Genomic DNA, 24,008 nt, shown 5'->3' with positions numbered 1-24,008 from the left:
CAATTGGTATTATAGGTTTTCTTCAGCAAACTCCGCCAATCGAGAGCGTACAACACCGTTTAAATAAATGTTAGCGCTACCATCAAAATCCTTAAAACGCTCGACAATATAGGTGAGACCAGAGGTAACCGCAGTTAAATAATTTGAATCTATCTGCGCCAAATTACCGCTACAAATCATTTTAGTCCCCTCTCCCATCCGCGTGATCATGGTTTTGATCTGTGACGCGGTTAAGTTTTGACACTCATCCAGCAGCACCACAGAGTTTTGAATAGAACGACCACGCATAAAGTTAATTGATTTAAACTGAATATTGGCCTTGTCCATGATGTAGTTCATGCTGCCACTGGGGTTAACATCATTTTTATGCAACACCTCTAAGGTATCGGTAATCGCGGCTAACCAAGGCGTCATCTTCTCCTCTTCCGTGCCAGGTAAAAACCCTATCGACTCGGCAATTTCAGGCGTGTTTCGGGTGACGATAATTTTGTCATACTTACCCCGTTCCACCACCATCTCCAGCGCAGCGGCCATCGCCAGTAAGGTTTTACCACAGCCAGCTGGGCCGGTTAAGATCACCAGATCAATGTCTGGATCCAGTAATGCCTGTAACGCCATGCCTTGATAAATATTTTTCGGCCTAATCCCCCATGCATTGAGGTTCATCAATCGTTCTTGTCCGAGATCTAAAAACTTCAACTCGGTTGCGGTTTTCTCGATAATGCGGCCACAGAACTCTTTACCTTCATCCAACAGGTATTGATTGGTGTAGAAAATATCATCACCGAGTTTATCGATAGGCACCTTATGCACCGTATGGCGACCATTACTTTCGGTGGTGACATCATCGGTATGTTGCCAAAAGTCGCCATCAAACTTGTGAAAGCCTTTGGTTAAAAAGCGGATGTCGTCAATTAATTGGTCAGTGCGGTAGTCTTCAACCAATTGAATGCCTGCGCCTTTCGCTTTTAAGCGCATATTGATGTCTTTGGTGACGAGGACCACACTGCGAGGTTTATGCTGTTCTTGTAGGTATAGTGCGGTATTAATAATGCGGTTATCGTTACTGTCACCCGGCATGCTGCCCATCGTAAATTCAATTTGATGGTCAGGGAAAATCGATAAAGTGCCATTAGCATCACTATGATCTTCTCGCCTAGGTAGCGGCACCCCTTTAACTATCTCTTCTGGCGTAGTCTTACCGCCCAAAATGTCTTCTAATGCTCTAATCGCGACCCTTGCATCGCGGCTAACGTCTCGCTTTCTGTCCTTAATCAGATCCAGTTCTTCTAGAACCGTCATTGGTACGACTACGTCATGCTCCTTAAATGAGTAAATAGCCAAAGGTTCATGCAGTAATACGTTGGTATCCAGTACAAACAACTTTCTGTCGTCTTGTTCCATGGCGCCTCCAATTGTGCATTAGTTTTGATTACGAGATAAATTAAGCTCCTTTATGGTCGATATTGGTTATATTTCGTTCATTTCATACTGCCACCAATATAGCCAAGCTTCAATGCCCTCGTACGGTTTTTAATCGTAAGCTAAGGTTTCATGATTATCGCTATAATGTGACAACTTGATGACACAGAAAAATACTCATATTCAACTGAATGATTTATAATCTATCGTCAACAGAATTAAGCTAATATTAGTAGGTTCAATTTCAAAATGTGTGGGATTGTTATAACATACGCGCCCCCTTGTGATTCACCCAGTATATGAGAATTTTAAATGCCGTTTTCCCTAGGTCAACGCTGGATCAGCGATACCGAATCTGAATTAGGTTTGGGTACAGTCGTCGGTATGGAAGGCCGTATGGTCACTGTACTTTTTTCTGCGACTGGCGAGAATAGATTGTTTTCTCGTTCAGAAGCCCCGCTAACACGCGTTATCTTCAATCCAGGCGATAAAGTTGAGAGCCATGACGAATGGAGCTTAACCGTCACTGAAGTTGAAGAAAAAGATAACCTTATTACCTACCACGGCACTCATAACGAAACCGGCGAGCAAGTTAGCCTGCGTGAAACGTTACTTAATCACAATATTCGTTTTAATAAACCGCAAGACCGTCTATTTGCAGGTCAAATTGACCGCATGGACCGTTTCGGTGTGCGCTATCAGTGTCAGTTACTCAGAAATAAATTGGCGACATCCGATCTACTTGGATTACAAGGGCCAAGAGTTGGACTGATCCCACATCAACAGTGGATTGCTCATGAAGTGGGTCGACGTTTTGCGCCGCGCGTATTACTAGCCGATGAAGTGGGTCTGGGTAAAACCATTGAAGCGGGTTTGATCATTCATCAACAACTGCTGACTGGCCGCGCTGAACGTATTTTGGTTATTGTGCCGGATACATTACGCCACCAATGGCTTGTTGAGATGCTGCGCCGCTTTAACTTGCGTTTTTCTGTTTTCGACGAAGACCGTTGTGTTGAGGCTTATGCTGATAACGACAACCCTTTCTATACTGAACAATTAGTGATTTGCTCACTCGAACTATTACGTAAGAAAAAACGGTTAGAGCAAGCATTAGATGCTGACTGGGACTTAATGGTTGTAGATGAAGCTCACCATTTAGAGTGGTCTGAAGATGCACCAAGCCGTGCTTATAAGGTTGTTGAAGCCTTAAGTGAAGTGGTTCCGGGCGTGTTACTGCTGACTGCAACCCCAGATCAATTAGGTCACCAGAGTCACTTTGCTCGTCTGCGTTTACTCGATCCGGATCGTTTTTATGACTATCCCTCTTTCTTAAAAGAGGAAGAGAGCTATAAAGATGTCGCCACCGCTGCAGAGGGATTAGCCAGTGGAGATGCTCTTTCAAGTGATGCCATTGCCAGCCTAACAGAGTTGTTATCTGAAAAAGATATCAGTGACAGCATTAGCCTTATTCAAGACGAGAGCGCGAGCGACGATAAGCGTCATCAAGCCCGTGAAGAGCTGCTGCAAGAGCTACTTGACCGTCATGGTACTGGCCGCGTGCTATACCGTAACAGTCGTGCGTCGGTAAAAGGTTTCCCAACACGTAACCTGCATATTCATCCGCAGACGATGCCAGAACAATACGTTACCGCTTCTCGCGTTAGCGAAATGATGAACAAACACTTAGACACTAATGCCAAAGTGAGACAAGTGCTCAGCCCTGAAAAAATCTACCACGATTTTGACAGTGCCAGTGCCAGTTGGTGGAAGTTTGATCCTCGTGTTGATTGGTTAATTGATTTCCTTAAGACTAATCGCAGCAAAAAAGTGCTGATTATCGCCAGCCAAGCTGAAACAGCCTTGAGCTTGGAAGAAGCATTGCGTACCCGTGAAGGTATTCAAGCGACTGTATTCCACGAAGGCATGTCGATTATCGAACGCGATAAAGCCGGCGCATACTTCGCCCAAGAAACCGGTGGAGCACAGGCATTGATCTGTAGTGAGATTGGTTCAGAAGGTCGTAACTTCCAGTTTGCCAGCAACTTAGTCTTATTTGATTTACCGCTTAACCCGGATCTGCTTGAGCAACGCATTGGTCGTCTCGATCGTATCGGGCAAAAGAATGACGTTGAAATCCATCTGCCTTATTTAGCCGGTACCGCTCAAGAACGTTTAATGCAGTGGTATCACCAAGGGCTAAACGCCTTTGAGTGTACTTGTCCAAGTGGACACATTCTATTTGGTGAATTTGCAGCCGAGTTGCTCGAAACCTTAGTCAATAGCGATGAATCTATTCTTGAGACTTTGCTCGAAAACACCAAGGTGCGTTATCAAGAGCTTAAAGTGGCCATGGAGCAAGGTCGCGATAAACTGCTTGAGATTAACTCTCATGGCGGCGAACGAGCAAACAAACTGGTTGAAAGCTTGGCGGCAAGAGATGGAGATACTCACTTAATCGGTTCGGTAATTCGTCTATGGGACATCATTGGTGTTGAACAAGAAGACAGTGGCGAAAATGCCATTGTGCTGCGCCCAAGTGAACATATGATGTTCCCAACTTATCCAGGTTTGCCAGAAGATGGCATTACGGTCACCTTCGATCGTGATATCGCACTATCTCGAGATGATATCGCCTTAATCACTCAGGAACACCCGATAGTGCAGACCGGGCTAGATTTAATCACCTCGTCAGAAACCGGAACCACAAGTGTGGCAGTGCTAAAGAACAAAGCATTACCCGCTGGTACTATTTTCTTAGAGCTTATCTATATGGCTGATGCTTCTGCACCAAAATCGAGCCAGCTTTATCGTTATTTACCGCCGACACCTATTCGTATCTTGCTCGATAAGAATGGTAATAACTTGTCAGAGAATGTGACTTACGAAAGCTTCGATAGACAATTAAGTGCTGTTAATCGTCATCTTGCCAGTAAGTTGGTCACCGCATCGCAAGCGATTTTACATCCGTTATTTGCTAAAGCTGAGACCTTTGCTGCAGCCGAGCTGAAATTGCTAACGGAAAGCGCTCGTGAGAAAATGACTCAACAACTGTCAGGTGAACTTGAGCGACTAAAAGCACTTAAAGCGGTTAACCCAAATATCCGTGAGGAAGAGTTAACCCATCTCAGTGGACAAATGAGTGAGCTAAACCGCTACTTGGATGGCAGCCAGCTACAGCTGGATGCGGTTCGCTTAGTGTTAGTTAGCCACGCTTAACCTAATCATTAGCTTCAGCTGACCAAAGCCCTGCTTATTAAAGTAGGGCTTTTTCATTTCTAGCGCTATATTTTCTGCGAGATAGGATTATAGCGGGCAAGGTTTATACTGCGGTTATCATTTACGATATACTGGCTGACACCATTAACCTATTCCCCAACTATTGTGCCCTAAGGTTGTTTCTCCCATATGTATCATCGTCATTTAAGCGTTGCCTCTTGCGGACTTACGCTCGCCTTTGCTCTACTCGTATCAATAGTCTCTTTTACCACTTTAGCCTCGACATCAAAATTCAATTACCTGCCAGAAAACGAAATCAACTATGTCCAAGTTGACGATCAAGATTACCCTATTCTATTGAGGCCTTGGCAAGGAAATAAAAAATTAGGGCTAGCGATTATTGTTCCTGGATTAGGCCTCAGCCCTGACGAAGGCGGCTTCACCGCTTACTTACGCCGTAAACTAAACAAAGCGGGTTGGGCCACATTAGCCATTACACCACCGCAAAGACCAGGCATGCCCAATTACACCACACAAGCAGTGCATGTCGCCAACGCGGGGGAAAAGCAGCTTAGCCAACAAAGCAACCAAGCCATGCCGGTTTTTAGTGAAGAACAACAAACACTTAATATTCAACGACAGCAGAGCTTTTTCATCAGTTCTATGTCGCAGCTCGATAGCCTAGGTAAGCAATTTCAGGGCAAACGCTTGTTGATCAGCAGTGACGACAGCGCCGGTATCATCATCGAATTGCTCAAAGACAATAAGCTACCCATGCCCGATATGCTCGCTATCATCAATCCCTATAATGACAATCCCAGCCAAAACCAAGCACTAGCAGCTCAATTGGCGGAGCTGACCATTCCAGTTCTCGATATTCAGTCTAGAGATGGCACCTCCGCCTCACTTGCTACCCAGCAAAGTCGATTTGATCTTTCGCCTCAAAATGCGCCTTTTAGATATCATCAATATAAGATCTTACTTGATCTGCAGCATAAAGAAGGTTGGAGCGGGGGGTTAAAAATGATTGAAGGATTCGCATTGCGAATTAATAAAGCCTATCCGAATAGATAGGCTCTGCATAATTGCCTTAGTCTTTACTTAGTTTTAGCGACCAGGCAATTAATACCACGGTCACCCCCATATACAGCAGGTCTAAGCTAGTAGCGGGTTTCATTTCACTAAAGAATGAAAAGACCTTGATGATAAGCATCATCAGTATCACTTTGCCTAACTTGCTCTTAAGGGAATCGATACTGCTAATGATTAGAATTTTTCCGCCAGCTTCGCTTTTACTCGCTTCACCCAAGTTACTGATAAATAGCTCGTATAAACCAAAAGCAAAAATCAACAACACTGAACCCAGTAAAAAAGTATCTAAAATCTCTACCACGACCATCACTAAGTCGTTACGGATGGCATGACTGCCACTAAACACGTAGCCCCAGATAAGTTGCAGCATATGCACCACATCTTTAAGCCCCATCGCGAACACCACAAATGCCGCGATGATGCAGGACACAACGCCTACCATCACCGAGAGTCGGCTACTCCATAAAAACCGTTCAAAAAGTTGGTGCACAATCATTTATTCCCATAAATTAAGCTAAGAATCAAAAGTGTAAAATATGCCTCTGCTTGCGATACAAACTTCACAGCAATTTGTGAAGCGGATCACAAATTGAGTGATTAATAAAAACTACCAACCAGATTGTCTATTTTTGTACTCTTTCTGAGGGCTTTTTGATTGCCGAATTGCCGCAATAATTCGATTCTTTCCAGCAAGCAATCTCACTTGATAACACGACTCTCTTCGCAGTAATTGCCGAATGGGCGCGCTCCAACTTTTCTGAATACTTTGCTTAATCGCCGCGTTGGCATCGGGAGATGTTTGTATCAACCGCTGGGCTAAGACTATCGCAGCAGCCATAGGATCGGCTTCAACCGCAGTCAGTAAGTTGAAAGACCGTGCTTGCTCAGCCGTCAATATATCCGCCGTCATCGTTAGCATAAGCGCCTGATCTTTAGGCATTAGCTCTCTAAGCCCAACAAAACCAGCCATATCAGGCACTAACCCCCAACGAGCCTCCATTATCGACAATTTACACTCTGGCGCTGCGATTCTAAAGTCTGCCCCTAGGGCGATTTGCATACCACCACCATAGCAAACGCCTTCAAGCACGGCGATAACAGGCACAGGCAATCGGCGCCAACCGATAGAAACACGTTGAGCCAAATTAGCATTGCCAGGTAGCAGTTTAAATAACAGCTTCACGGCATCGAATGGCGAACGATTAACACTCTTTACATCGAGACCAGAACAAAAACTATGTCCTTCACCAAACAGAATAACGGCTCGCAGTGCTTTATCCTTTTTAAGGGTATTGATACAGACATCTATTTCTTTAAAAAGCTCATAATTCAAAGCATTATACTTATCTGGGCGATTTAGAGACACGTAAGCAATACCCTCTTCTTTTCTCACACAGACTAAATTATTGCTCATTTTCAATTCCTTTTCCTTGGCACTGGTCTGTCCAGAAGATCAAGTTAACATATTTGGCATAAATCGTTAATACCTATAACATGCACTTGAATTTTGACTATCGTCAAATAAATGTCGCTTTCTGATTCTGAGTTGATGGCTAATAATCAGTCTAAATAGCGACAATTTTAGTTAAAACGCCCATTTTATGACATTGATAAGAAACTAATTCAATTGCAACGTAGCGACTAACGTAGCAAACTATTAGAAATCTGAGTGAATAGGTAAAACTTTAATAAAAATGTTTGTATTCATAAAGATATAGGTTATCAAATTGATAATTGAGATTTAAAAATAATAACAAATAGCTGATTTGGGCACGAAACTAGGACGTAAGAATAATAATGTCATTCCCTGTACTGATATGTGACGACTCTGCGCTCGCAAGAAAGCAGATGGCGCGAACGCTGCCAAAAGAGTGGGACGTAGAACTCACCTATGCCGCGAATGGTGCCGAAGGGATTGATGCGATTCGCCAAGGTAAAGGCGCGATTGTCTTCCTAGATTTGAACATGCCCGTTATGGATGGCTATGAAGTGCTCGAAGCCATTCAAAGAGAAGATCTTCCTGCGCTCGTCATTGTTGTTTCTGGTGACATTCAAATAAAAGCGCATGAACGAGTCAAAGTACTCGGTGCGCTCGATTTTATTCAAAAACCCGTTAGCGTTGACGCTATTAGCCATATTCTGCAGGAATACGGCATCTTAGAGCTCGCTGTTGGCGCAGGCCAAACACAAAACCCCATGGTTGAGGTCGACTTACGTGATGCTTGTCAGGAGGTCGCTAACGTCGCTATGGGTCGTGCAGCGGATCTACTTTCAAAGCTACTCAACGTATTTGTATTACTGCCTATCCCCAACGTCAATGTGCTCGAGGTTAGCGAGCTGACGATGACGCTTAAAGCCACAGAAGAAAATGGCACCGTGTCTGCTCTATGCCAAGGTTTTATCGGCGCTGGCATCGCAGGCGAAGCACTGCTGCTATTCCACGACTCCTCTTTTCAAGACATGGCAAAGCTGATGAAGCTTGAAAATCCCGAAGATGAAAATACTGAGCTTGAGGTCATGATGGATACCGGCAACGTACTTATCGGTGCCTTTCTCAATGGGATCTCTGAGCAACTGCATATGAAGTTCAGCCAAAGTCACCCCGTGGTGCTTGGCCGACACTGTACAGCCAATGATCTCATTCATGAGAATGCTGACAAATGGGAACGCACGCTGGCAATGGAAATTAATTATCGTATTGAAGATCATGACATTCAATGTGATTTACTATTGTTGTTTACTGAAGACTCTTTGCCCACGCTTAATTATAAGCTCGGCTACTTGCTAGATTAAGATGGATCATAAGATGGCAAACGATCTAAGCGCAATGAATGAGCTCCACTGGCTAATTGATATGGTGCAAACCATTGAAGTGGGCTTAGTCGTACTCGATCAAGATTACAATATCCAACTGTGGAATGGTTTTATGGAAAACCACAGTGGTGTGTCACCCAACTCGATTAAGGGCAAGAACCTATTTGAACAGTTTGAGTACTTACCTTCTAAGTGGCTTAAGCATAAAATGGAATCAGTATTCCTGCTTAAAAATCGTGCATTTATTAGTTGGGAACAACGACCGTTTGTTTTTCAATTTAAAAATTACCGCCCCATCACCGGCCGCGCTGATTTCATGTACCAGAATGTGACGTTATTGCCGTTGTCATCACTGACAGGTGAAGTGACCCATTTAAGCATGATTGTTTATGATGTGACGGATGTTGCCGTCAACAGATTGCAGCTTAAAGCGGTCAATGAGAGCCTTGAAGTGCTAAGCCAGATAGATGGTTTAACTCAACTGTATAATCGTCGTCACTGGCAGTTATGCATGCAAAAAGAGTTCGACCGTAACAGCCGCTACGGCGATGAAACCACTTTAGTGATGCTAGACATTGATAATTTTAAAGTGATCAATGATACCTATGGCCACCAGGCTGGCGATAAAGTGATTCAGAATGTATCTCACTTAATTAATAAATCTTTGCGTGAAACCGATTGTGCTGGTCGCTATGGTGGCGAGGAGTTTGGCGTAGTATTAGCCAATACCCCTGCAGCGAATGCGCTTTATTTTGCGGAGCGATTACGCAAAAAAGTTGAACAGTCTGAAACCATGTATGCTGACAATATTATTAAAGTCACTATCAGTATTGGCATTTGTGACATTCAGCCACAGATCCTTAGCAGTGAATCTTGGTTGTCATTAGCAGACCAAGCTTTATATCAAGCAAAAGAGGCAGGAAAAAACGGCTGTGTTATTCACCAACACCCGCCAAGTTAATCAAGATTTAGGTACAAAAATGCCCATCATTGATGGGCATTTTTTATTCAGATGTTGACTAAAAGCAGTAAAGCTTAATGCAGCTTATCTTCGTCTTCTTCATCTTCTAGGTCTTCATCTTCTTCATCACGGACTTCGCCATCTTCATCAATGAAGTAAGTGCCCCATCCGTCATAATCAACTTTTTGCTTTGCCGCTAACTGAATTAACTTCTCACAAGCGGTATCGAGTAACTCAACATCGAGTTGGTGTGAAGCGACTGCATCAAAGCAGATAATCACAGAACCGTCTTCCAGCTCCATCTCTTCAGCATCGTTCACTTCAAAGCCAAGCTTAAAGGCTTCTACTGCCGCTTTTTCTAAGCGTTCAAAATTGGTCGATGAGAAGTGATGCTCAATCGTGTAATCGGCATCAGGTAATGAACCGTCAGCAAGTATTGCTTCAACGATTTCACGGTTCTCTGCTTTCTGTTCGTTTAACAGGCGTTCAATAGACATCAGTTACTCCTCAAAAATTTCGCGAAGATTATACCGCTTTAGTCATTAATGCAGAAGCTTCTTGGTTCAACTGTGACAATTTTTCGGACATCAAGGTATGGATCCGCTTAGACAGCTCTTTAACTTGTGTCTTATCAAAACTCTTAGTTTCGATAGGCTCCATCATCTCAATAATAACAACGCCATTATTCCAACGATTCAGCTTGATATGGCTTTGATTAGACGCCAGTACAGGCACCATAGGCACGCCCGCCGCAATTGCCGTATAAAAAGCACCGGCTTTAAAAGGCAGTAATCCCTTGCCATGAGAACGTGTGCCTTCAGGGAAGATCCATACCGACAAACACTTCTCTTTGATTTTTCTCGCTGTCGCTGCCATGGTATCAAACGCCTTGCTGCGATTTTTACGATCAATCAAAATATTACCTGATAGCCAGTAGATTTGACCAAACAACGGCATCCACGCAAGACTCTTTTTACCCAAACTCACCGTACCTTTAGGTACCACCGCAGTATGGGTAAACATATCGAAATTGTTTTGATGGTTAGCTAGAAACACGCGAGGCTCATCGCTTTCACATTTAGACTTGCGCACAATAACTTTAATGCCCAACACGGGGGCAGCCCAAGAAAAAATCTTAGCGAACATATGCACATTATCACGGTGACGTGGTCGTAAAACGCACGCTAAACCACCAATAATAAAGGCTAAAACAAGCATGACAGATAAAATCAAACACCTAAGGATTAACAGCACTACAATCTCCCGCGATTTAATTGGCGCCAGTATAGCCAGCAAGTACTAACGACTCAATATTTAGTTTACACATGTAGCCTGAACCTAGGCTATACGGCACCAGACTTAGGCTACTTTAGCGCACTCAACTTAAGCGAACTTTAATCTAGCGCACATTTAATCATCGCGAATAATAGCCTATAGAGTGTAGCGTTAAGGTCTGACCTCAACTAAATCAGCCATTGCAGGCCAATATTTTTTCCGTAAAAACAGTACTAATCTAAAGCAAATAGCGCTAACTGCTAACGTTGCCACGATGGCCGCGCCGCTTGGCAAATCGAATGAAGCGGATAATACTAAGCCTGCAACGTAACCGAACAAGCCGACCACATAAGCCCAGCCTAGCTTAAAACGTCCAACATAATGATTAACCGCCAGCGCGGGTAATATCAGAGAGCTAAACACTAAATAGACGCCAACCAGCTCGACTGACAGGGTAATGACTACCGCAAATATCAGATAGAAACCGCGCCCGGCAAGAATTTTAGGTTTAAAAGCCAATAATAGAAGAATAGCTGCATATATACTGGCAGGCAGAAACAATTGGCTCCAGCTAACCCAAAGTATTTGCCCTGACATCAACTGCTTTAGCATTTCAGCCCCGTGGGGGTCATTCGATAATAGCAGCATCGCAGCCACGGCAGCTAATACATAGAAACAACCAATAATCGCCTCCAGTTCATCTGCCATCCGTTTAGATAACCAAGCGATAAAGCCCGCACCCGCAATGGCAAATAATGCAGGCATCCACACATTAGAGAAAGGTAAGGCTTCAATATCATGATTGAGATGGCCCACGATGGCACCTAATGCAGCGACCTGTGCAATCGCAAGATCAATAAAGATGATCCCACGCTTTAGCACTTGTTGTCCTAGTACCACATGGGTAGACAAAACGAGTATCCCCGCAACAAATGCAGGGAACAAAATAGATAAAAGATCCAGATCAAACATCGGTATTTACTCTGGTTAACGTCATTTAAAAAGCAAGTGAACGCAATATATCGCGTTCACTTGCTTTACTCTTGGACAGTGGCTATTTAGCGGCGAGTAATAAGTCTATCGCACTATCGTACAGGCTAAACAGATCAACACTTTGCTCATTTCCACCCACTGACATCGGCAGCACAATGACCGGTAAATCAGCACGTTCGCCCAACCAATCCGCACCACGTTCACTTTGATATGACGCGATAATGATGGCCAAGATATCCCCCTGCTTAGCGCGGGTAAGTAGACTCGCTAGATGTGAGCTACTAGGCGGTATCCCAGGTTTTGGTTCAAGATCAGCAACCTGCTCCAACCCTAACCAGTTAAACAGATATTTAAAGCTTGAATGGTAAGCAATAATCTTTTTACCATTTAGTGGCTTTGCCTTCTGTTCCCAACGAGGAATAGCGTCATTCCAACGCTGGCTAAAACGGGCTAAGTTAGCCTGATATTGCGCAGTGGAGTCTGGATCAAGTTGCATCAATTTTTGCGTCAATGCCTCGGCAACACCAAGCAAGCGTTTCGGGTCAAAATGCAGGTGTGGATTGCCCTTGGCGTGAACATCACCCATTGAGCGATCAACAGATTTCATTTGATCCACAGTGTCGATTTGCTCTGCAGCAAAAAACAGCCCTTGATCGGTAGAACGTACCTTAGCGTTTGCCGACTTCATCTGCAGCATCGGCAGCCAGCCAATTTCAAGATCTGCCCCCGCACAAATGGCGAGATCTGCTTGACGCATTTTAGCGATCAAACTGGGTCTTGCTTGCACTTGATGAGGATCTTGCATCGCCGTGGTGGCCGAATAGATCCGTGCATCAGGCGCGAGCTCTTTTGCAAGTGCTGCATACTCAGGTTCACAGGCAAAAATATTAAATTCTGCTTGTGCATTGCTGATAAAACCTAGCGTTACGGCTAAGGTAAGTGTTTTTAATGCTTTAGGTAAGAACTGCTTAGAATTGATGCGCACCGTGAGCCCCCAGAGTCATAATATATTGAAGAGTGATAACGTTATCGTCTTCTATTCCATCGAAGTTTGTCCCTTGTTGATTGGTATATTGCAGACGCACTGTTGAGAAATGGCTTTGGTGCCATGCTAGGCTCACCTCAGTTTCTTTCAACTTTTGTGGATCAAAATGATCATCATGCATCATCTGAGTGTCGACTTGGCCATAACGTAAGCCTGCAGACCAATGCGGTGAGAATTGATAAACGCTGCTCAAATACCAACCATCCTGATAGTCTTTACCTTCATCATCATGAGCATCATGCTCGTCATGTTCCTCTTCTAAAGGTTTAAAATCTGTCACTCTAAAGAACTCACCGCTTAGGGTAAGGTGTTGATATTTATAATTACCGTTAGGTGCCCACTTATAAACAAAGTCTGCTACGTAGGTATTCTCACCAGTGTACTGAGCACTATGACTGTGTTCATGGTCGTGTTCATCGAGTACTGCAACATGGTCATGCTCTTCTGCGGTCATACGGCCATTTTCATTACGTAAATAACTCAAACCCGCCTGCCATGAACCATTAATACCAGCATCACCACCAATCTTAGTAAATGCGGTATAAACCCCTGTTGACTTGTAATCGCGCTCGTTATGTTCGTCAGCAGCGCGCATATTGTCACCTTTGAACGCTTCGACTCCCATAGTCCAATAAAGATCCGTTGGTGCAACATAGCTTAGTCGCACACCATCATCGAAATAATGGCTGCCTAAAAATGCACGATATGCCGCCGGCCGGTCAGAAAATGCATCGGTATGCACATGCTGATTGTTAAGATAACCAATGTCGGATAAGAAACGTCCCGCCCTCATTGAAAGGCCATAAGGCATTGCCAGTGTCTGAATAAATGCCTCCTCCAGACCCAGCTCAGTTTCACCGTCATGCATCTCTATTACAGCAGTTAACTTACCGTAAAACATATCATCGATATTGGCACTCATTGCCACTTCAGTGTGGCCCAAGCCAAAACCTTCGACACGCTCGCTCATTGGGCGTTCAGCACTTTGATAGTAGCCATCTAATACCGCACTAATGGCAGGGTTGGTTAAGCTTGAATCTTCAGCAAAAGCGTTAATAGAAAAAATTGCGCATGCAGCAGCTACGCCAGTTAGGCGCATAGTTGAAATAGTCATTTGTTCTCCGAAATACAGCTAAGCAAAGCCTTCCCATAGGGAATACTTGTTTAATTTAGTCGTTGTTTTTTTTTATTGAATTGCTTAGACAGTAACGGGGGGAGCGCGGCTATTGAAAAAACTCACATGCTGCGAGTTAAATGTTGGAAGGATATACTCTTGGCTCTCAACGAACTGGCGTACTACCGCAATATTAAACTCAAAGCTAGGCAGCAGTTTGTTGATGTGGTGTTGGTGATAACACAGAGTACAATGGTTCTTAGCGCCATCATCCAAGTGACTCAGATCATGAGCGGACGCTGCAAATGACAGGCACAAGAATACGGCAATAAGCCCTATTACCAGTTTCTGCTTCACGCTACTCAGTTGAATCAAAGTGTTAACCTTGTTTTAAAAAACCAGCCAAGTTTAGGTGGTTCAAGATTGAAGTCAAGTACTCCCTAAAGTGAAAGCGTTACAAAGTGTTTGTGATGAATATCACTAAAACTTGAATGACAATTAATACTGTTTTAAGCTGATAGGGCTAAGATTTCAGCACTAGCATTAATTCATAGAGATATGAAATAAGAGTTTATTTACTAATAAGGCGCCAACATCATGCTTGAACTTCTTCGCTCAAACTTAAAATTCATTATCATGACAGCGTTATTTTTTGGTGTGGTACTTGGCGGCATTTACTATGTAGAAGCCGCACTTGAAGCACAAGTTCAAGTCATAGAATAACGCTATCAACGAATTATATCGTTAAGATTCAAGTTGAATTTTGGATTGGTTTTCGAATGAAAACTTGAATTAGCCAAGGTGTAACTCGCTGCTCAATAAGCCTCTATTCTGATGGCAGTGAGTCATCAGAATTTAACGGTATTTCTGCCTTTCTTCGCTGTCATCAACTCTCTCTGGTGCTTCGATGACTTTCATATGATCCATCATATGGCTTACCAACAGTAACATCACTGCAAATATTGTCACCGGGATACAGACCGTCCGCATAGTCTCATCGAAATATCCCCACACTATTGCCATAAACCCAATATAAAAACTCGCCATTTTAACGCGTGCCATGGGTGCACTTTTACCCAACCAAGCGTCACAAAGTGGACACTGGATCTCACCATTTAGGCCCTTTCCTCTTTGGTTAACGATTTTATCTATGGCGAAAGGCTTAGAACAATGTGCACATATCACAGGCGCTTCTCTCTATATAATTAGTTAGTTAAGGTTGTCGTATGACGAACACCCCCCAGAAACTGGCACTTTAGGGCCCAAAACTGGCCGCCAATTCTAACAGATTTGGGCCTTAGTCAGACCTTTTATTGCTCAAAGTCATCATAAAATCAAAATAACAAATCGACACTGTTAAATCTGAGTAATAATATAGTTACTTCAGGGAACTAACGGATATCCACAAATGCATAGATTGCTTACCCAGCTGCTCTTTATCGGCTTATGCTTATTCTCCTCCATCGCTTCGGCAAATGATGAGCCACTCACGATTGAGCTAAACAGGATCCAAAGCGCTATTGATAGTGATGTAAAAGTATTAACGGGCACCAAGGGAGAAATAAAATCATTTATTGAATACCGCATCAGTCGCAATGCCACCTTATTACAGGAAAACCTGAAGCAACAGATTGAACAAACACCGCCTAAACTTGAGTTACTAAAGCCTTATATCGTCAAGCAACTCGCATTTACCAATCAAGTTGAAAACTATTTCAAAAACGAAAAAAAGACGTTGATGAGTCAAGTTGGTGCGGATAATGACCGTAACATAATGCTGCAGTTGGTGCAGATAGAACGCGAGCAAGACAAACTCTACGTCGCAGAAAAGCAACTACTGACTTGGGCTGCTATTGCTGGGGTTGATGTTGAAGCCAAGAATCAGCAATTTATTGCGACAATCGCGGAGCGGGCTAATGACCTCGATAGCTTTGTACACTACAACCAATCGCGATTAGCACAAGCCATCGCGGATGTAACGGTTGCGGGTAAAGATGTTAGCAGTGAACAAACTGCTATCGTTGTCGAGCTAAAAGAGCGTCTTGAACGAAGCTCTACCAGCTTATCGACAGCAATCGAAATGTTAGATGAACTAGGCCAAGATACTGCAGTATATAAACAAACTTTATTTAGTATCTCAGGCGACATTACTCAAGATGTGCTGAACTTTGATGTAGCGAGCAGCCTGCTGAGTGAATGGATATTGATTGCTAAGACTCAAGCCTTAGAAAATGGTGCCAGTGTGGTGTTTAAACTCATCATTTTTAGTCTCATCTTATTTCTATCAAGCCTGATAGGAAAAGTGGTTAAGCGCATCATACAAAAAACCGTGAGCAATTCTAAGCTTAAATTCAGCTACTTACTGCAAGATTTCTTTATTTCACTGTCGGGAAAAGCAGTATTTGCTTTAGGCTTATTAATTGGTCTGTCACAGCTCGGGTTTGAGCTGGCACCGCTGCTTGCAGGTTTTGGTATCGCGGGTGTGATTATTGGTTTCGCCTTGCAAGATACCTTGTCTAACTTCGCCTCTGGCATGATGATTTTGATCTACCGTCCCTTTGATGTGGATGACCTCATTAATGCCGCCGGCGTCACTGGGCGAGTCAGTCATATGAGCCTTGTTTCAACCACCATCAAAACGTTAGATAACCAAAGGTTAATCATCCCCAATAATAAGATCTGGGGCGATACCATTAACAACATCACTGTTGAGCAAGTACGTCGAGTCGACTTAACGTTTGGCATCGGTTATAGCGACAGCATTGAACATGCTGAAAAAGTCTTGAACGATGTCATGATGTCGCACCCTAAAGTGCTCAAAGACCCTGAGCCAATGATAAAGCTACACACGTTAGGTGAATCTTCAGTCGACTTTATTGTACGCCCATGGGTTAAGCCTATTGATTACTGGGACGTTTATTGGGATATCACCCGTGAAGTCAAAATGCGCTTTGACGCTGAAGGGATTAGTATTCCGTTCCCACAACGCGATGTCCATATCTACCAAGAGACCTAGATTGTAGTATTAGCTAAAAGCCCCGCGAGCATTTGCTGGCGGGGCTTTTTAATTAAAATCTAACAATGAAGATCAGCTGTCACTTAAGCTAAGCCGATAATCTCATCATTACTATCGATGTCGATATTTAAGTAACCAGGGCGAATTCCCAAGCCAGGCATCGTCATCACCTTCCCCACTAAAGCCGTTATAAAGCCTGCACCAGCATTAAGCCTGAGTTCATTGATAGGCAGCTCAAAACCCGCAGGTACTCCCTTTAAGCTTGCATCATGGCTGATAGACATCGGCGTTTTAGCAATACACACTGGCAAATGGCTATAGCCATGCTTACCTAGCCAAGCCAATTGCTGCTTAGCTTTATCTGACATAGCAACACTCGCCGCACCATATCCCACTTCAGCTAACGTCATCAATTTAGCCTCTAAGCTATCTTCCGCTTTGTATAGACATTTAAATTCAGATTTTAATTGGGTAGCAGCATAAACCATCTTTGCTAACTCAACGCCTCCTTCGGAGCCGTGAGCGAAAGCATCACTGATCTCACAACCAAAGGCACGGGTGTGGCTCACTTCTGCTTGTAACCAATCAAGCTCTGCGGCGGTATCCGTTGGGAAACGATTAATAGCAACCACGACGGGTGCGCCGTATTGATGCACATTATTAATATGCCATTCTAAATTGGCGAAACCTGCTTTTAGACGGGCCAAGTCAGGTTGGTCTATCGCAATATCAGATTCAATACCGCTATTGGCCTTAAGCGCTTTTAGCGTGACCACAACCACTGCTGCTGACGGTTTATAGCCAGATTCTCTGACTTTGATATTACTGAACTTCTCAAAGCCCATATCAGAGCCAAAGCCAGCTTCCGTTATCACCACATCAGCCAATTTTGCTGCCAATTCATCGGCAATAATCGAGGAGTTACCGTGGGCAATATTGGCAAAAGGACCCGCGTGAATAAAACAAGGGTCGCCAGAGAGCGTCTGCATCAATGTTGGCTTAATCGCATCTCTCATTATCACAGTCATGGCGCCTGCCACACCGATATCTTCTGCAGTAATCGGATTTGCTTCTAGATCGAGTGCCAGCACTAGCCGCCCCACTCTTTGCCGTAGATCTTGAAGATCTTTGCTCAATGCTAGAATCGCCATTAACTCCGATGCCGCAGTAATATCAAAACCTGAGGCATGTACTGGGCCATTGTTCGCGCCAAGACCGACTTCAATCTGCCTTAGGCTACGCTCATTATGATCCACCACTCTGCGCCAAAGAATGTTTTCAACATCAATATTGAGCGCTGTTAAACCTGATTCATTGGAAAATGCTTCTGCGCCGAGTCTTGTTTCATGGAACAAACGAGCATCAATAGCCGCTGCAGCGAGATTATGCGCACTGCTCACCGCATGTATATCGCCAGTAAGGTGTAAATTGAGTTCCTCCATTGGCACCACTTGTGCGTAGCCGCCCCCTGCAGCACCGCCCTTAATACCAAATACCGGTCCCATGCTTGGCTGGCGTATACAGCCGCAGGTTGTTATCCCAATGGCATTCATCGCCTGCGTCAAACCAATCGTGGTTACCGTTTTTCCCTCGCCAAAAGGTGTCGGTGTTACTGCGGTCACGATCACAAGCTTGGCATCAGGTTTGTCAGCCAAGCGGCGGGCAACGGTGAGGGAAACTTTGGCTTTGTTAGCGCCATAGAGGGACAATTCAGAGTCCATAATGCCGAGTTTAGTGGCGATATCCGCAATCGGTTTGCAGGTATGCTCACTAGAAATTTGTATATCTGACAGCATTTGTAGGTATCCACTGTTTTATTTAAGATAAGGTAGAGTCACGAGTGCAATATAGAGGATCTGAAACCGAGGTTGAATAGTGAGCGAATGCTATTTTAGCTTTTTGTAATCTACATCAATAAAATCATCACCAGATGACAGGAGTAGATCATGCAGAATAGCGATTTTCAATGAAAATCAACTATGGCTGGCTTTTGGCGAATGGCATTACAATCTAAATTGGAATAACCATTATCTCAATCACTGCCTTGTTTCACTTTCCTACCGCAGTTCTGAAAACAGCATTGGAAATTGTCTGGGTTTAGATCGAAAAAGGCGCAATATAGCGCCTTTTTTTATCATGACCAATGCTTTATAAAAAGGTTATTTCACCGGTCAAATGCGGACGTCGACCTTTTTGATCTCTTAGCTCGAATATCAAACTATCTTGTTTTTGTTCCGCCGCAAAGCTGACGTTACCAGGCATAAATAAGGGTAATTTAAAGGCAACATCAATCTTACAAGGTTTAGCCACAATTTCCGGCATCACTTCTGCAATACAGCGGCCTTTAGACCACATGCCATGCGCTAAAATACGATCAAATCCAAAGCGTTTAGACAATACTGGATGCAGATGGATAAGATTATAGTCGCCTGATGCTTTGGCGTAACGGCGGCCCAAATCTTCACTTAAGCTCCATGCTTGGGCAGTATCCCAGTTGATATCACTGGCTCTGGGTGGGCGCATTCGCTTAGTTTTACCTTCAATGCGATATAGGTAGGTTGAGAGTGACTCCCAGACTAACTCGCCGGCAACAAACGCTTTTGATACCAATTCAAACTCCAAGCCAGAGTCGGTCATTTGGCTGGTCGTTAATGAACATTCAATATCATAGTTTTCAGCAACCGTTGTCGGACGATATAAGGTGATGCTGTTCTTTAAATGGAGCATACCAAGCAAAGGAAATGTGATTGCGTCATGAGTGAAAATCACCGCATGTAATCTAAACGCCATTACATACAAATAAGTCGGCGGTAACGTTTGACCATCAAAATCAAAACCGCATACCTTGGCATACTGCTCAACTTTTTCTGCGGACAATGCCACATTTGGACTGCTTACTTTAATCATAGGCAGCGGCTGTTCATCCCAACCAGGTTTGCGCCCAAAAAATATCTTTCGATACAGCGAAAACAGCGATGGCATAGCCTTTAAATCAATACAGTATTCTTCAGTCAAACTAATCAAACCTTACATTAAAACACAGACAAAAAATAAACGATCCGCAGATTATACCCTAAAACAGAAAAAGCCGATAATCACGATGAGCAATTGCTTCAACTACAGGTGGTTTGCCAACAGTTTTTACTGCTCACACCCATTGGCTCCAAGTAGGACTGTACACTCCGACTCCCCACTAAGTGTCCGGCCCCAACGACAATGAATAAAGGTTGTTTAGTTGTAGCAGATGTCATCAGTTCCTCGATTTTATTAGCCATGCCCTTATTGCGGTCCCACAGCATCTTCTCTACCATTTCAGTATTGCCTTCGCGGAGCATCTCTCCTTCCATTAAATCTGCCAACTCAGCTTCATCGCCACGGCGCCACGCCGAAATAAGTTTTAGCATATCCTCATCTGGTGCTTCTATTGCTTCGCGTACCATCTCCCACTGCGTCTCTGCGCTAAAAGATGACAGCAACTCAAACTGAAATTCGGTGCTTTCGAGCTCATATACAGGTCTATTATCTGCTTGAGCAACTAACACTGAGTCCACGCCATAAAGCGCACTATATCCCAGAGCTGTGTAGCGACCCACACTCAGTTGCATTGATTGTAACCAGGGTGCATAGCTGCTTAAAGCGGCACATAAGTTGGCTTTATCTTTACAGTAACTGGCTAATACGCCTTTGGTTTTATCATCAATGGGGAATTGCTTAGCGCCATATGTTTGTAATAATGCTGCAATGTTAGCATCGCGAACATCAGCTTCTACGACAATTGCTTTTGATGTCGCAAACGCCTGTTCAATTTGATCCGCTAATGGATAAAAATCAGCTTTACCAATATGGATAGAGCCCAATAGATAGGCGGTTTTACCTTGATAAGAAACTTGGTAGAAAGGCGGTTTATCCGTTGGCGCAGCGCTGGCTATTTGGGCTACAACGATACAACACATGCCAACTATCGATAATAAACCTTTCTGAATACTTGTTGCCAACATACTTGCCCCTTATAATTCAGCAAATTTTAAAATGAGAGGCTGTTATGCCACACACACAGGTTATCGAGCAACTAAAAGCCAGTTTGCAAACCGCCTACCGTCAAGCTATCGATGCAGATACAAGACTCGATGGGCTCAAAAAAGCCGGCCACGTTAAGTTTAATACTATTTTCACTAAGGACGAGGGATTTTCTACCAGTAGCAATCGCTTTCAGCCTTATGTAACAGAACTCGCTGCTGAAATGGACGCGATGAGCCACGAACCTGAAACCATGGCGACGGGATTAGAAAGCTACGTCCGTAAGCTTGGCCTATTATTGCAAACGATGCAGACTTTTAAAGCCAACACAAAATAGCCTTATAGGGTCAGTCGATCCATTGACAAAACCGGCACTTACCTTATAACCATTAAGGTAAGTGAAAGCGTGAAAAAATGTTAATGGATTGATTTTTTGAAATCTTAATGTCATCCAAGCGTCATACAATCCTCTACTTCTTAAATATTGAGTAGAACACATGACCGCTATTGATCTAAAAAGTGAACTCGCTAAGATCATCGATCGAGAGAAAATCAAAGCCGTTTTTCAGCCCATCTGTAATATCTCAACCTATCAAATTCATGGTTTCGAAGCGCTCAGCCGTGGACCCGAACATAGCCCGCTCTACTCTCCTGTACCACTATTTAAAACAGCGGCCCACGAAGGACGCTTATCTGAACTTGAAAGCCTCTGCCGACGGATCTCCATCCAACAATTCAACAATATTGCACTATCAGGCAAGTTGTTCATCAATATTTCACCTAAAGCCTTGCTGGAACCCAATCACGCTAAGGGTCTCACGTTAAGCTTGGTGCAGGAATTGGGGATCCATCCTTCTCAAGTGGTCATTGAGCTCTCAGAGCAGTACCCCGCCGATGATATCGATCTGCTCAAATCTTGCTTAAACCACTACCGTAGCCAAGGGTTTCTCACTGCTATTGATGATCTTGGAGCGGGATATTCTGGCCTGAGACTATGGTCAGAGCTTGCACCAGATTACGTCAAAATTGATAGGCACTTCATTGATTCAATTGACTCGTCTCCGGTTAAACAGGAGTTCGTGCGCTCTATTGTCAATCTATGCCAAAACCTAAGCTGCAAAGTTATTGCTGAAGGTATTGAAACAGAAAAAGAGCTCGCGGTATTAAAACAGTTGGGCATTATCTACTGTCAAGGCTACCTACTGGGTCGACCAGAAGCGTCGCCAAATCGAAGCATTACCCTCAAAGATAACATTGAGCCCATTCCTTACCATATTCGGTTTGCAGACTCAGCAGAAAGCCTCAGCTGCAGTGCGATTACTTGCCAATCAGGCACTAAGCTAAAACTTATCGACGAGCAATTTAATCAGCAACCCGCTGTACAAGCCATTGTCGTCGTCGACCAACAACGAGTGATAGGGTTGATCGCTCGATCTCACGTTATAGAACTGTTTAGTACGCCTTACGGTCGATCACTACATGAACACCAACCCGTTGATGACATTCTCGATACCAATGTGATTCAGATTGAAGCTCACCAGCCTTTATCTCAAGTCAGTCAACGTCTAACATCAGAGTCAACCGGACTTGTAGCGCAACAGTTTATTGTATTAAAACAAGGGCGACTATTGGGGATTGGTCATACTAAAGATCTCTTGGCACAGATAACTGAACAAAAAATTACCGTCGCTCGTCATGCGAACCCTCTGACGGGGTTACCTGGGAATATTCCAATTCAACAGGAGTTACAACGCTTAAAACAGCAAAACAAACCGTTCTACCTTGCATATTTTGACCTATCTCATTTTAAACCTTATAACGATGTTTACGGCTTTTGTCGTGGAGACGAAGTCATTATGGAGGTATCACGATTATTACAACGTCAACGAAGTAGCGATAATTTTATCGGCCATATTGGTGGGGACGACTTCGTCATCATTAGCACCTGCGATGATATTCAGCAGCAAGCACTCACCATCATTAGTGACTTTGAAGCCGTGAAGTCACTATTTTACTCCGATGAGCATTGGCAGGATAAACGGATGCTGGCAGATGACAGAGAAGGCGTTACCTGTTATCACGCCTTAATCACATTAACGGCAGGCATTTTACCACCGCAGGTCACCTCAAATTGCAATGAACACCAACTGTCCGTTTATAGTGCTCTAGCAAAAAAACAGGCTAAACAAGCCAGTGGCTTATTTAGTCTATTTCAATTGCACAAGGAAAAGGTGCTTAACGTGACCGCGCTGTCAGCACGGCTTTAAGTTTAAATTTTTGGCTTAATAGTCTCTTTTAGCCACGATGTGAGTAACGCATTTTCATACCGATTAGTTTTATTATTAGCCTTATGAATAGAGTGCATAAAGCCAAGGTCGGTTAATTTTTCATCGCCAACTATGATGACATGTTCGCCTTCAGTCACTTTATAACTAAAGGTGATACGGGGTGGATAAACATCTTTAATCACCCGTAAATCATTCATTGTCGCACCAAACGTAGGTCTAACATCACCCGCTAAATCTAAGTCTGTAACAACCATTTCAAGCTTTTGATTAGGCTTTAAAATCTTAGCGGCTTCTTTATTTAAATTTTTAGTTAACTCTTTAAACGTACGATTCTCAAAACGGGATTGGATATCACTGCTAGCCTTAACATCACGAAAGCTCTTTGGATCTTGCCACTCGACTTTAACGATGCCTTCTTCAGTCACTGGATTTTCAACGACTTCATCAGCAGCCCATGTTGAACCTGATAACATTGACCCAGATAGCAATAGTCCTGCAACCAGTATGTGTTTAAAATTCATATTTGCCTCCACGATTGAACAAAGGGGTACGTTTTACTTTACCAATGATAAACGACCGAAGCTGAATCAGTGCTTAATGTAAAATGCCAACATACCGCAGTATTATATTAGTTAACCACACTATATGGTGCTTTGTTGCATCAAATTGCATCAAAACTGGCTTTAGCTAACCAAAATCAATGCTTAGTTTGCATTATTAGTACTTAATATTATGCTGTCTAAAATAAATCG

General features: G+C 43.6%; 22 protein-coding genes. 8 read left to right on the top strand and 14 right to left on the bottom strand.

The genetic code is table 11. The annotated features are described in order from the left end of the window. Positions 1-9: 9 nt before the first annotated feature. Positions 10-1,404, bottom strand: a complete 1,395-nt coding sequence (locus L2729_RS04165; RefSeq protein ID WP_101089880.1) for a PhoH family protein — start codon at positions 1,402-1,404, stop codon at positions 10-12. 330 nt (positions 1,405-1,734) lie between these two features. On the opposite strand from L2729_RS04165, the gene rapA reads away from it, so the two are divergent. Both rapA and L2729_RS04155 read left to right on the top strand, forming a co-directional pair. After that, on the top strand, positions 1,735-4,641 hold the full coding sequence (rapA, locus tag L2729_RS04160; RefSeq protein ID WP_248987111.1) for an RNA polymerase-associated protein RapA: 2,907 nt from the start codon (positions 1,735-1,737) through the stop codon (positions 4,639-4,641). Positions 4,642-4,830: 189 nt separating this feature from the next. Beyond that, entirely contained in the window at positions 4,831-5,715 is an 885-nt protein-coding gene (locus L2729_RS04155; protein WP_248987110.1) for a DUF3530 family protein, read from the top strand. 16 nt (positions 5,716-5,731) lie between these two features. Here the strand turns inward: L2729_RS04155 and L2729_RS04150 are convergent, their stop codons facing one another. Both L2729_RS04150 and L2729_RS04145 read right to left on the bottom strand, forming a co-directional pair. Next, positions 5,732-6,229 (bottom strand): YqhA family protein, encoded by a 498-nt coding sequence (locus tag L2729_RS04150; RefSeq protein WP_248987109.1) that lies wholly within the window; start codon positions 6,227-6,229, stop codon positions 5,732-5,734. 111 nt (positions 6,230-6,340) lie between these two features. Continuing rightward, positions 6,341-7,147 (bottom strand): crotonase/enoyl-CoA hydratase family protein, encoded by an 807-nt coding sequence (locus L2729_RS04145; protein ID WP_248987108.1) that lies wholly within the window; start codon positions 7,145-7,147, stop codon positions 6,341-6,343. 383 nt (positions 7,148-7,530) lie between these two features. Between L2729_RS04145 and L2729_RS04140 the strand changes: the two genes are divergently transcribed. Both L2729_RS04140 and L2729_RS04135 read left to right on the top strand, forming a co-directional pair. After that, positions 7,531-8,526 carry a response regulator gene (locus tag L2729_RS04140; protein WP_248987107.1) on the top strand — a complete coding sequence of 332 codons (996 nt, stop codon included), beginning with the start codon at positions 7,531-7,533 and terminating at the stop codon, positions 8,524-8,526. 13 nt (positions 8,527-8,539) lie between these two features. Then, positions 8,540-9,508, top strand: a complete 969-nt coding sequence (locus L2729_RS04135; protein WP_248987106.1) for a sensor domain-containing diguanylate cyclase — start codon at positions 8,540-8,542, stop codon at positions 9,506-9,508. Positions 9,509-9,582: 74 nt separating this feature from the next. Here the strand turns inward: L2729_RS04135 and rraB are convergent, their stop codons facing one another. The 6 genes from rraB to L2729_RS04105 form a co-directional block, all read right to left on the bottom strand. After that, entirely contained in the window at positions 9,583-10,005 is a 423-nt protein-coding gene (rraB, locus tag L2729_RS04130) for a ribonuclease E inhibitor RraB (protein ID WP_248987105.1), read from the bottom strand. A gap of 28 nt (positions 10,006-10,033) precedes the next feature. Continuing rightward, a complete protein-coding gene (locus L2729_RS04125) occupies positions 10,034-10,762 on the bottom strand; it encodes a 1-acylglycerol-3-phosphate O-acyltransferase (protein ID WP_248987104.1) in 729 nt (242 codons plus the stop codon). Between the two features lie 192 nt (positions 10,763-10,954). Then, positions 10,955-11,755 carry a metal ABC transporter permease gene (locus L2729_RS04120; RefSeq protein WP_248987103.1) on the bottom strand — a complete coding sequence of 267 codons (801 nt, stop codon included), beginning with the start codon at positions 11,753-11,755 and terminating at the stop codon, positions 10,955-10,957. Positions 11,756-11,837: 82 nt separating this feature from the next. After that, positions 11,838-12,761, bottom strand: a complete 924-nt coding sequence (locus tag L2729_RS04115; protein ID WP_248987102.1) for a metal ABC transporter solute-binding protein, Zn/Mn family — start codon at positions 12,759-12,761, stop codon at positions 11,838-11,840. Further along, entirely contained in the window at positions 12,745-13,935 is a 1,191-nt protein-coding gene (locus tag L2729_RS04110) for a hypothetical protein (protein ID WP_248987101.1), read from the bottom strand. Before L2729_RS04110 ends, L2729_RS04115 begins: the two co-directional genes overlap by 17 nt. 84 nt (positions 13,936-14,019) lie before the next feature. Further along, complete coding sequence (locus tag L2729_RS04105; protein WP_248987258.1) at positions 14,020-14,301, bottom strand: ABC-type zinc uptake system zinc chaperone; 282 nt, start codon at positions 14,299-14,301, stop codon at positions 14,020-14,022. 231 nt (positions 14,302-14,532) lie between these two features. On the opposite strand from L2729_RS04105, the gene L2729_RS21615 reads away from it, so the two are divergent. Beyond that, complete coding sequence (locus L2729_RS21615; protein ID WP_283104121.1) at positions 14,533-14,658, top strand: hypothetical protein; 126 nt, start codon at positions 14,533-14,535, stop codon at positions 14,656-14,658. A gap of 132 nt (positions 14,659-14,790) precedes the next feature. Here L2729_RS21615 and L2729_RS04100 read toward each other — a convergent pair whose 3' ends face one another. Continuing rightward, positions 14,791-14,997, bottom strand: coding sequence for a hypothetical protein (locus tag L2729_RS04100; protein ID WP_248987100.1), 207 nt, complete (start codon positions 14,995-14,997; stop codon positions 14,791-14,793). A 346-nt stretch (positions 14,998-15,343) separates the two neighbouring features. Between L2729_RS04100 and L2729_RS04095 the strand changes: the two genes are divergently transcribed. Continuing rightward, positions 15,344-16,951, top strand: a complete 1,608-nt coding sequence (locus L2729_RS04095) for a mechanosensitive ion channel family protein (RefSeq protein WP_248987099.1) — start codon at positions 15,344-15,346, stop codon at positions 16,949-16,951. An 83-nt stretch (positions 16,952-17,034) separates the two neighbouring features. Here the strand turns inward: L2729_RS04095 and L2729_RS04090 are convergent, their stop codons facing one another. The 3 genes from L2729_RS04090 to L2729_RS04080 form a co-directional block, all read right to left on the bottom strand. Further along, positions 17,035-18,747: a formate--tetrahydrofolate ligase gene (locus L2729_RS04090; RefSeq protein WP_248987098.1), complete on the bottom strand. Its 1,713-nt coding sequence runs from the start codon at positions 18,745-18,747 to the stop codon at positions 17,035-17,037. Positions 18,748-19,099: 352 nt separating this feature from the next. Beyond that, positions 19,100-19,933, bottom strand: a complete 834-nt coding sequence (locus tag L2729_RS04085; RefSeq protein ID WP_248987257.1) for a MaoC/PaaZ C-terminal domain-containing protein — start codon at positions 19,931-19,933, stop codon at positions 19,100-19,102. A 131-nt stretch (positions 19,934-20,064) separates the two neighbouring features. Next, positions 20,065-20,946, bottom strand: coding sequence for a TraB/GumN family protein (locus tag L2729_RS04080; protein ID WP_428848222.1), 882 nt, complete (start codon positions 20,944-20,946; stop codon positions 20,065-20,067). A 47-nt stretch (positions 20,947-20,993) separates the two neighbouring features. On the opposite strand from L2729_RS04080, the gene L2729_RS04075 reads away from it, so the two are divergent. Both L2729_RS04075 and L2729_RS04070 read left to right on the top strand, forming a co-directional pair. Then, positions 20,994-21,305 (top strand): prephenate dehydrogenase, encoded by a 312-nt coding sequence (locus L2729_RS04075; RefSeq protein ID WP_248987096.1) that lies wholly within the window; start codon positions 20,994-20,996, stop codon positions 21,303-21,305. A gap of 160 nt (positions 21,306-21,465) precedes the next feature. Next, a complete protein-coding gene (locus L2729_RS04070; RefSeq protein ID WP_248987095.1) occupies positions 21,466-23,235 on the top strand; it encodes a GGDEF domain-containing protein in 1,770 nt (589 codons plus the stop codon). 2 nt (positions 23,236-23,237) lie between these two features. Here L2729_RS04070 and L2729_RS04065 read toward each other — a convergent pair whose 3' ends face one another. Continuing rightward, complete coding sequence (locus L2729_RS04065) at positions 23,238-23,762, bottom strand: DUF3016 domain-containing protein (protein ID WP_248987256.1); 525 nt, start codon at positions 23,760-23,762, stop codon at positions 23,238-23,240. Positions 23,763-24,008 lie beyond the last annotated feature (246 nt).

This window comes from Shewanella gelidimarina, assembly GCF_023283945.1.
Lineage (GTDB): Bacteria > Pseudomonadota > Gammaproteobacteria > Enterobacterales > Shewanellaceae > Shewanella > Shewanella gelidimarina.
The sequence above is the reverse complement of the archived record's forward strand: the minus strand, read 5'-3'. Positions and strand labels throughout refer to the sequence as shown.

Coding starts and splice junctions, on each gene's coding strand:
- L2729_RS04120 (WP_248987103.1), bottom strand. CDS start 11,755: ATGTTTGATCTGGATCTTTTATCTATTTTGTTCCCTGCATTTGTTGCG.
- L2729_RS04155 (WP_248987110.1), top strand. CDS start 4,831: ATGTATCATCGTCATTTAAGCGTTGCCTCTTGCGGACTTACGCTCGCC.
- L2729_RS04150 (WP_248987109.1), bottom strand. CDS start 6,229: ATGATTGTGCACCAACTTTTTGAACGGTTTTTATGGAGTAGCCGACTC.
- L2729_RS04140 (WP_248987107.1), top strand. CDS start 7,531: ATGTCATTCCCTGTACTGATATGTGACGACTCTGCGCTCGCAAGAAAG.
- L2729_RS04090 (WP_248987098.1), bottom strand. CDS start 18,747: ATGCTGTCAGATATACAAATTTCTAGTGAGCATACCTGCAAACCGATT.
- L2729_RS04145 (WP_248987108.1), bottom strand. CDS start 7,147: ATGAGCAATAATTTAGTCTGTGTGAGAAAAGAAGAGGGTATTGCTTAC.
- L2729_RS04135 (WP_248987106.1), top strand. CDS start 8,540: ATGGCAAACGATCTAAGCGCAATGAATGAGCTCCACTGGCTAATTGAT.
- rapA (WP_248987111.1), top strand. CDS start 1,735: ATGCCGTTTTCCCTAGGTCAACGCTGGATCAGCGATACCGAATCTGAA.
- L2729_RS04095 (WP_248987099.1), top strand. CDS start 15,344: ATGCATAGATTGCTTACCCAGCTGCTCTTTATCGGCTTATGCTTATTC.
- L2729_RS04100 (WP_248987100.1), bottom strand. CDS start 14,997: ATGGCACGCGTTAAAATGGCGAGTTTTTATATTGGGTTTATGGCAATA.
- L2729_RS04085 (WP_248987257.1), bottom strand. CDS start 19,933: ATGCCATCGCTGTTTTCGCTGTATCGAAAGATATTTTTTGGGCGCAAA.
- L2729_RS04070 (WP_248987095.1), top strand. CDS start 21,466: ATGACCGCTATTGATCTAAAAAGTGAACTCGCTAAGATCATCGATCGA.
- L2729_RS04075 (WP_248987096.1), top strand. CDS start 20,994: ATGCCACACACACAGGTTATCGAGCAACTAAAAGCCAGTTTGCAAACC.
- L2729_RS21615 (WP_283104121.1), top strand. CDS start 14,533: ATGCTTGAACTTCTTCGCTCAAACTTAAAATTCATTATCATGACAGCG.
- L2729_RS04110 (WP_248987101.1), bottom strand. CDS start 13,935: ATGACTATTTCAACTATGCGCCTAACTGGCGTAGCTGCTGCATGCGCA.
- L2729_RS04165 (WP_101089880.1), bottom strand. CDS start 1,404: ATGGAACAAGACGACAGAAAGTTGTTTGTACTGGATACCAACGTATTA.
- rraB (WP_248987105.1), bottom strand. CDS start 10,005: ATGTCTATTGAACGCCTGTTAAACGAACAGAAAGCAGAGAACCGTGAA.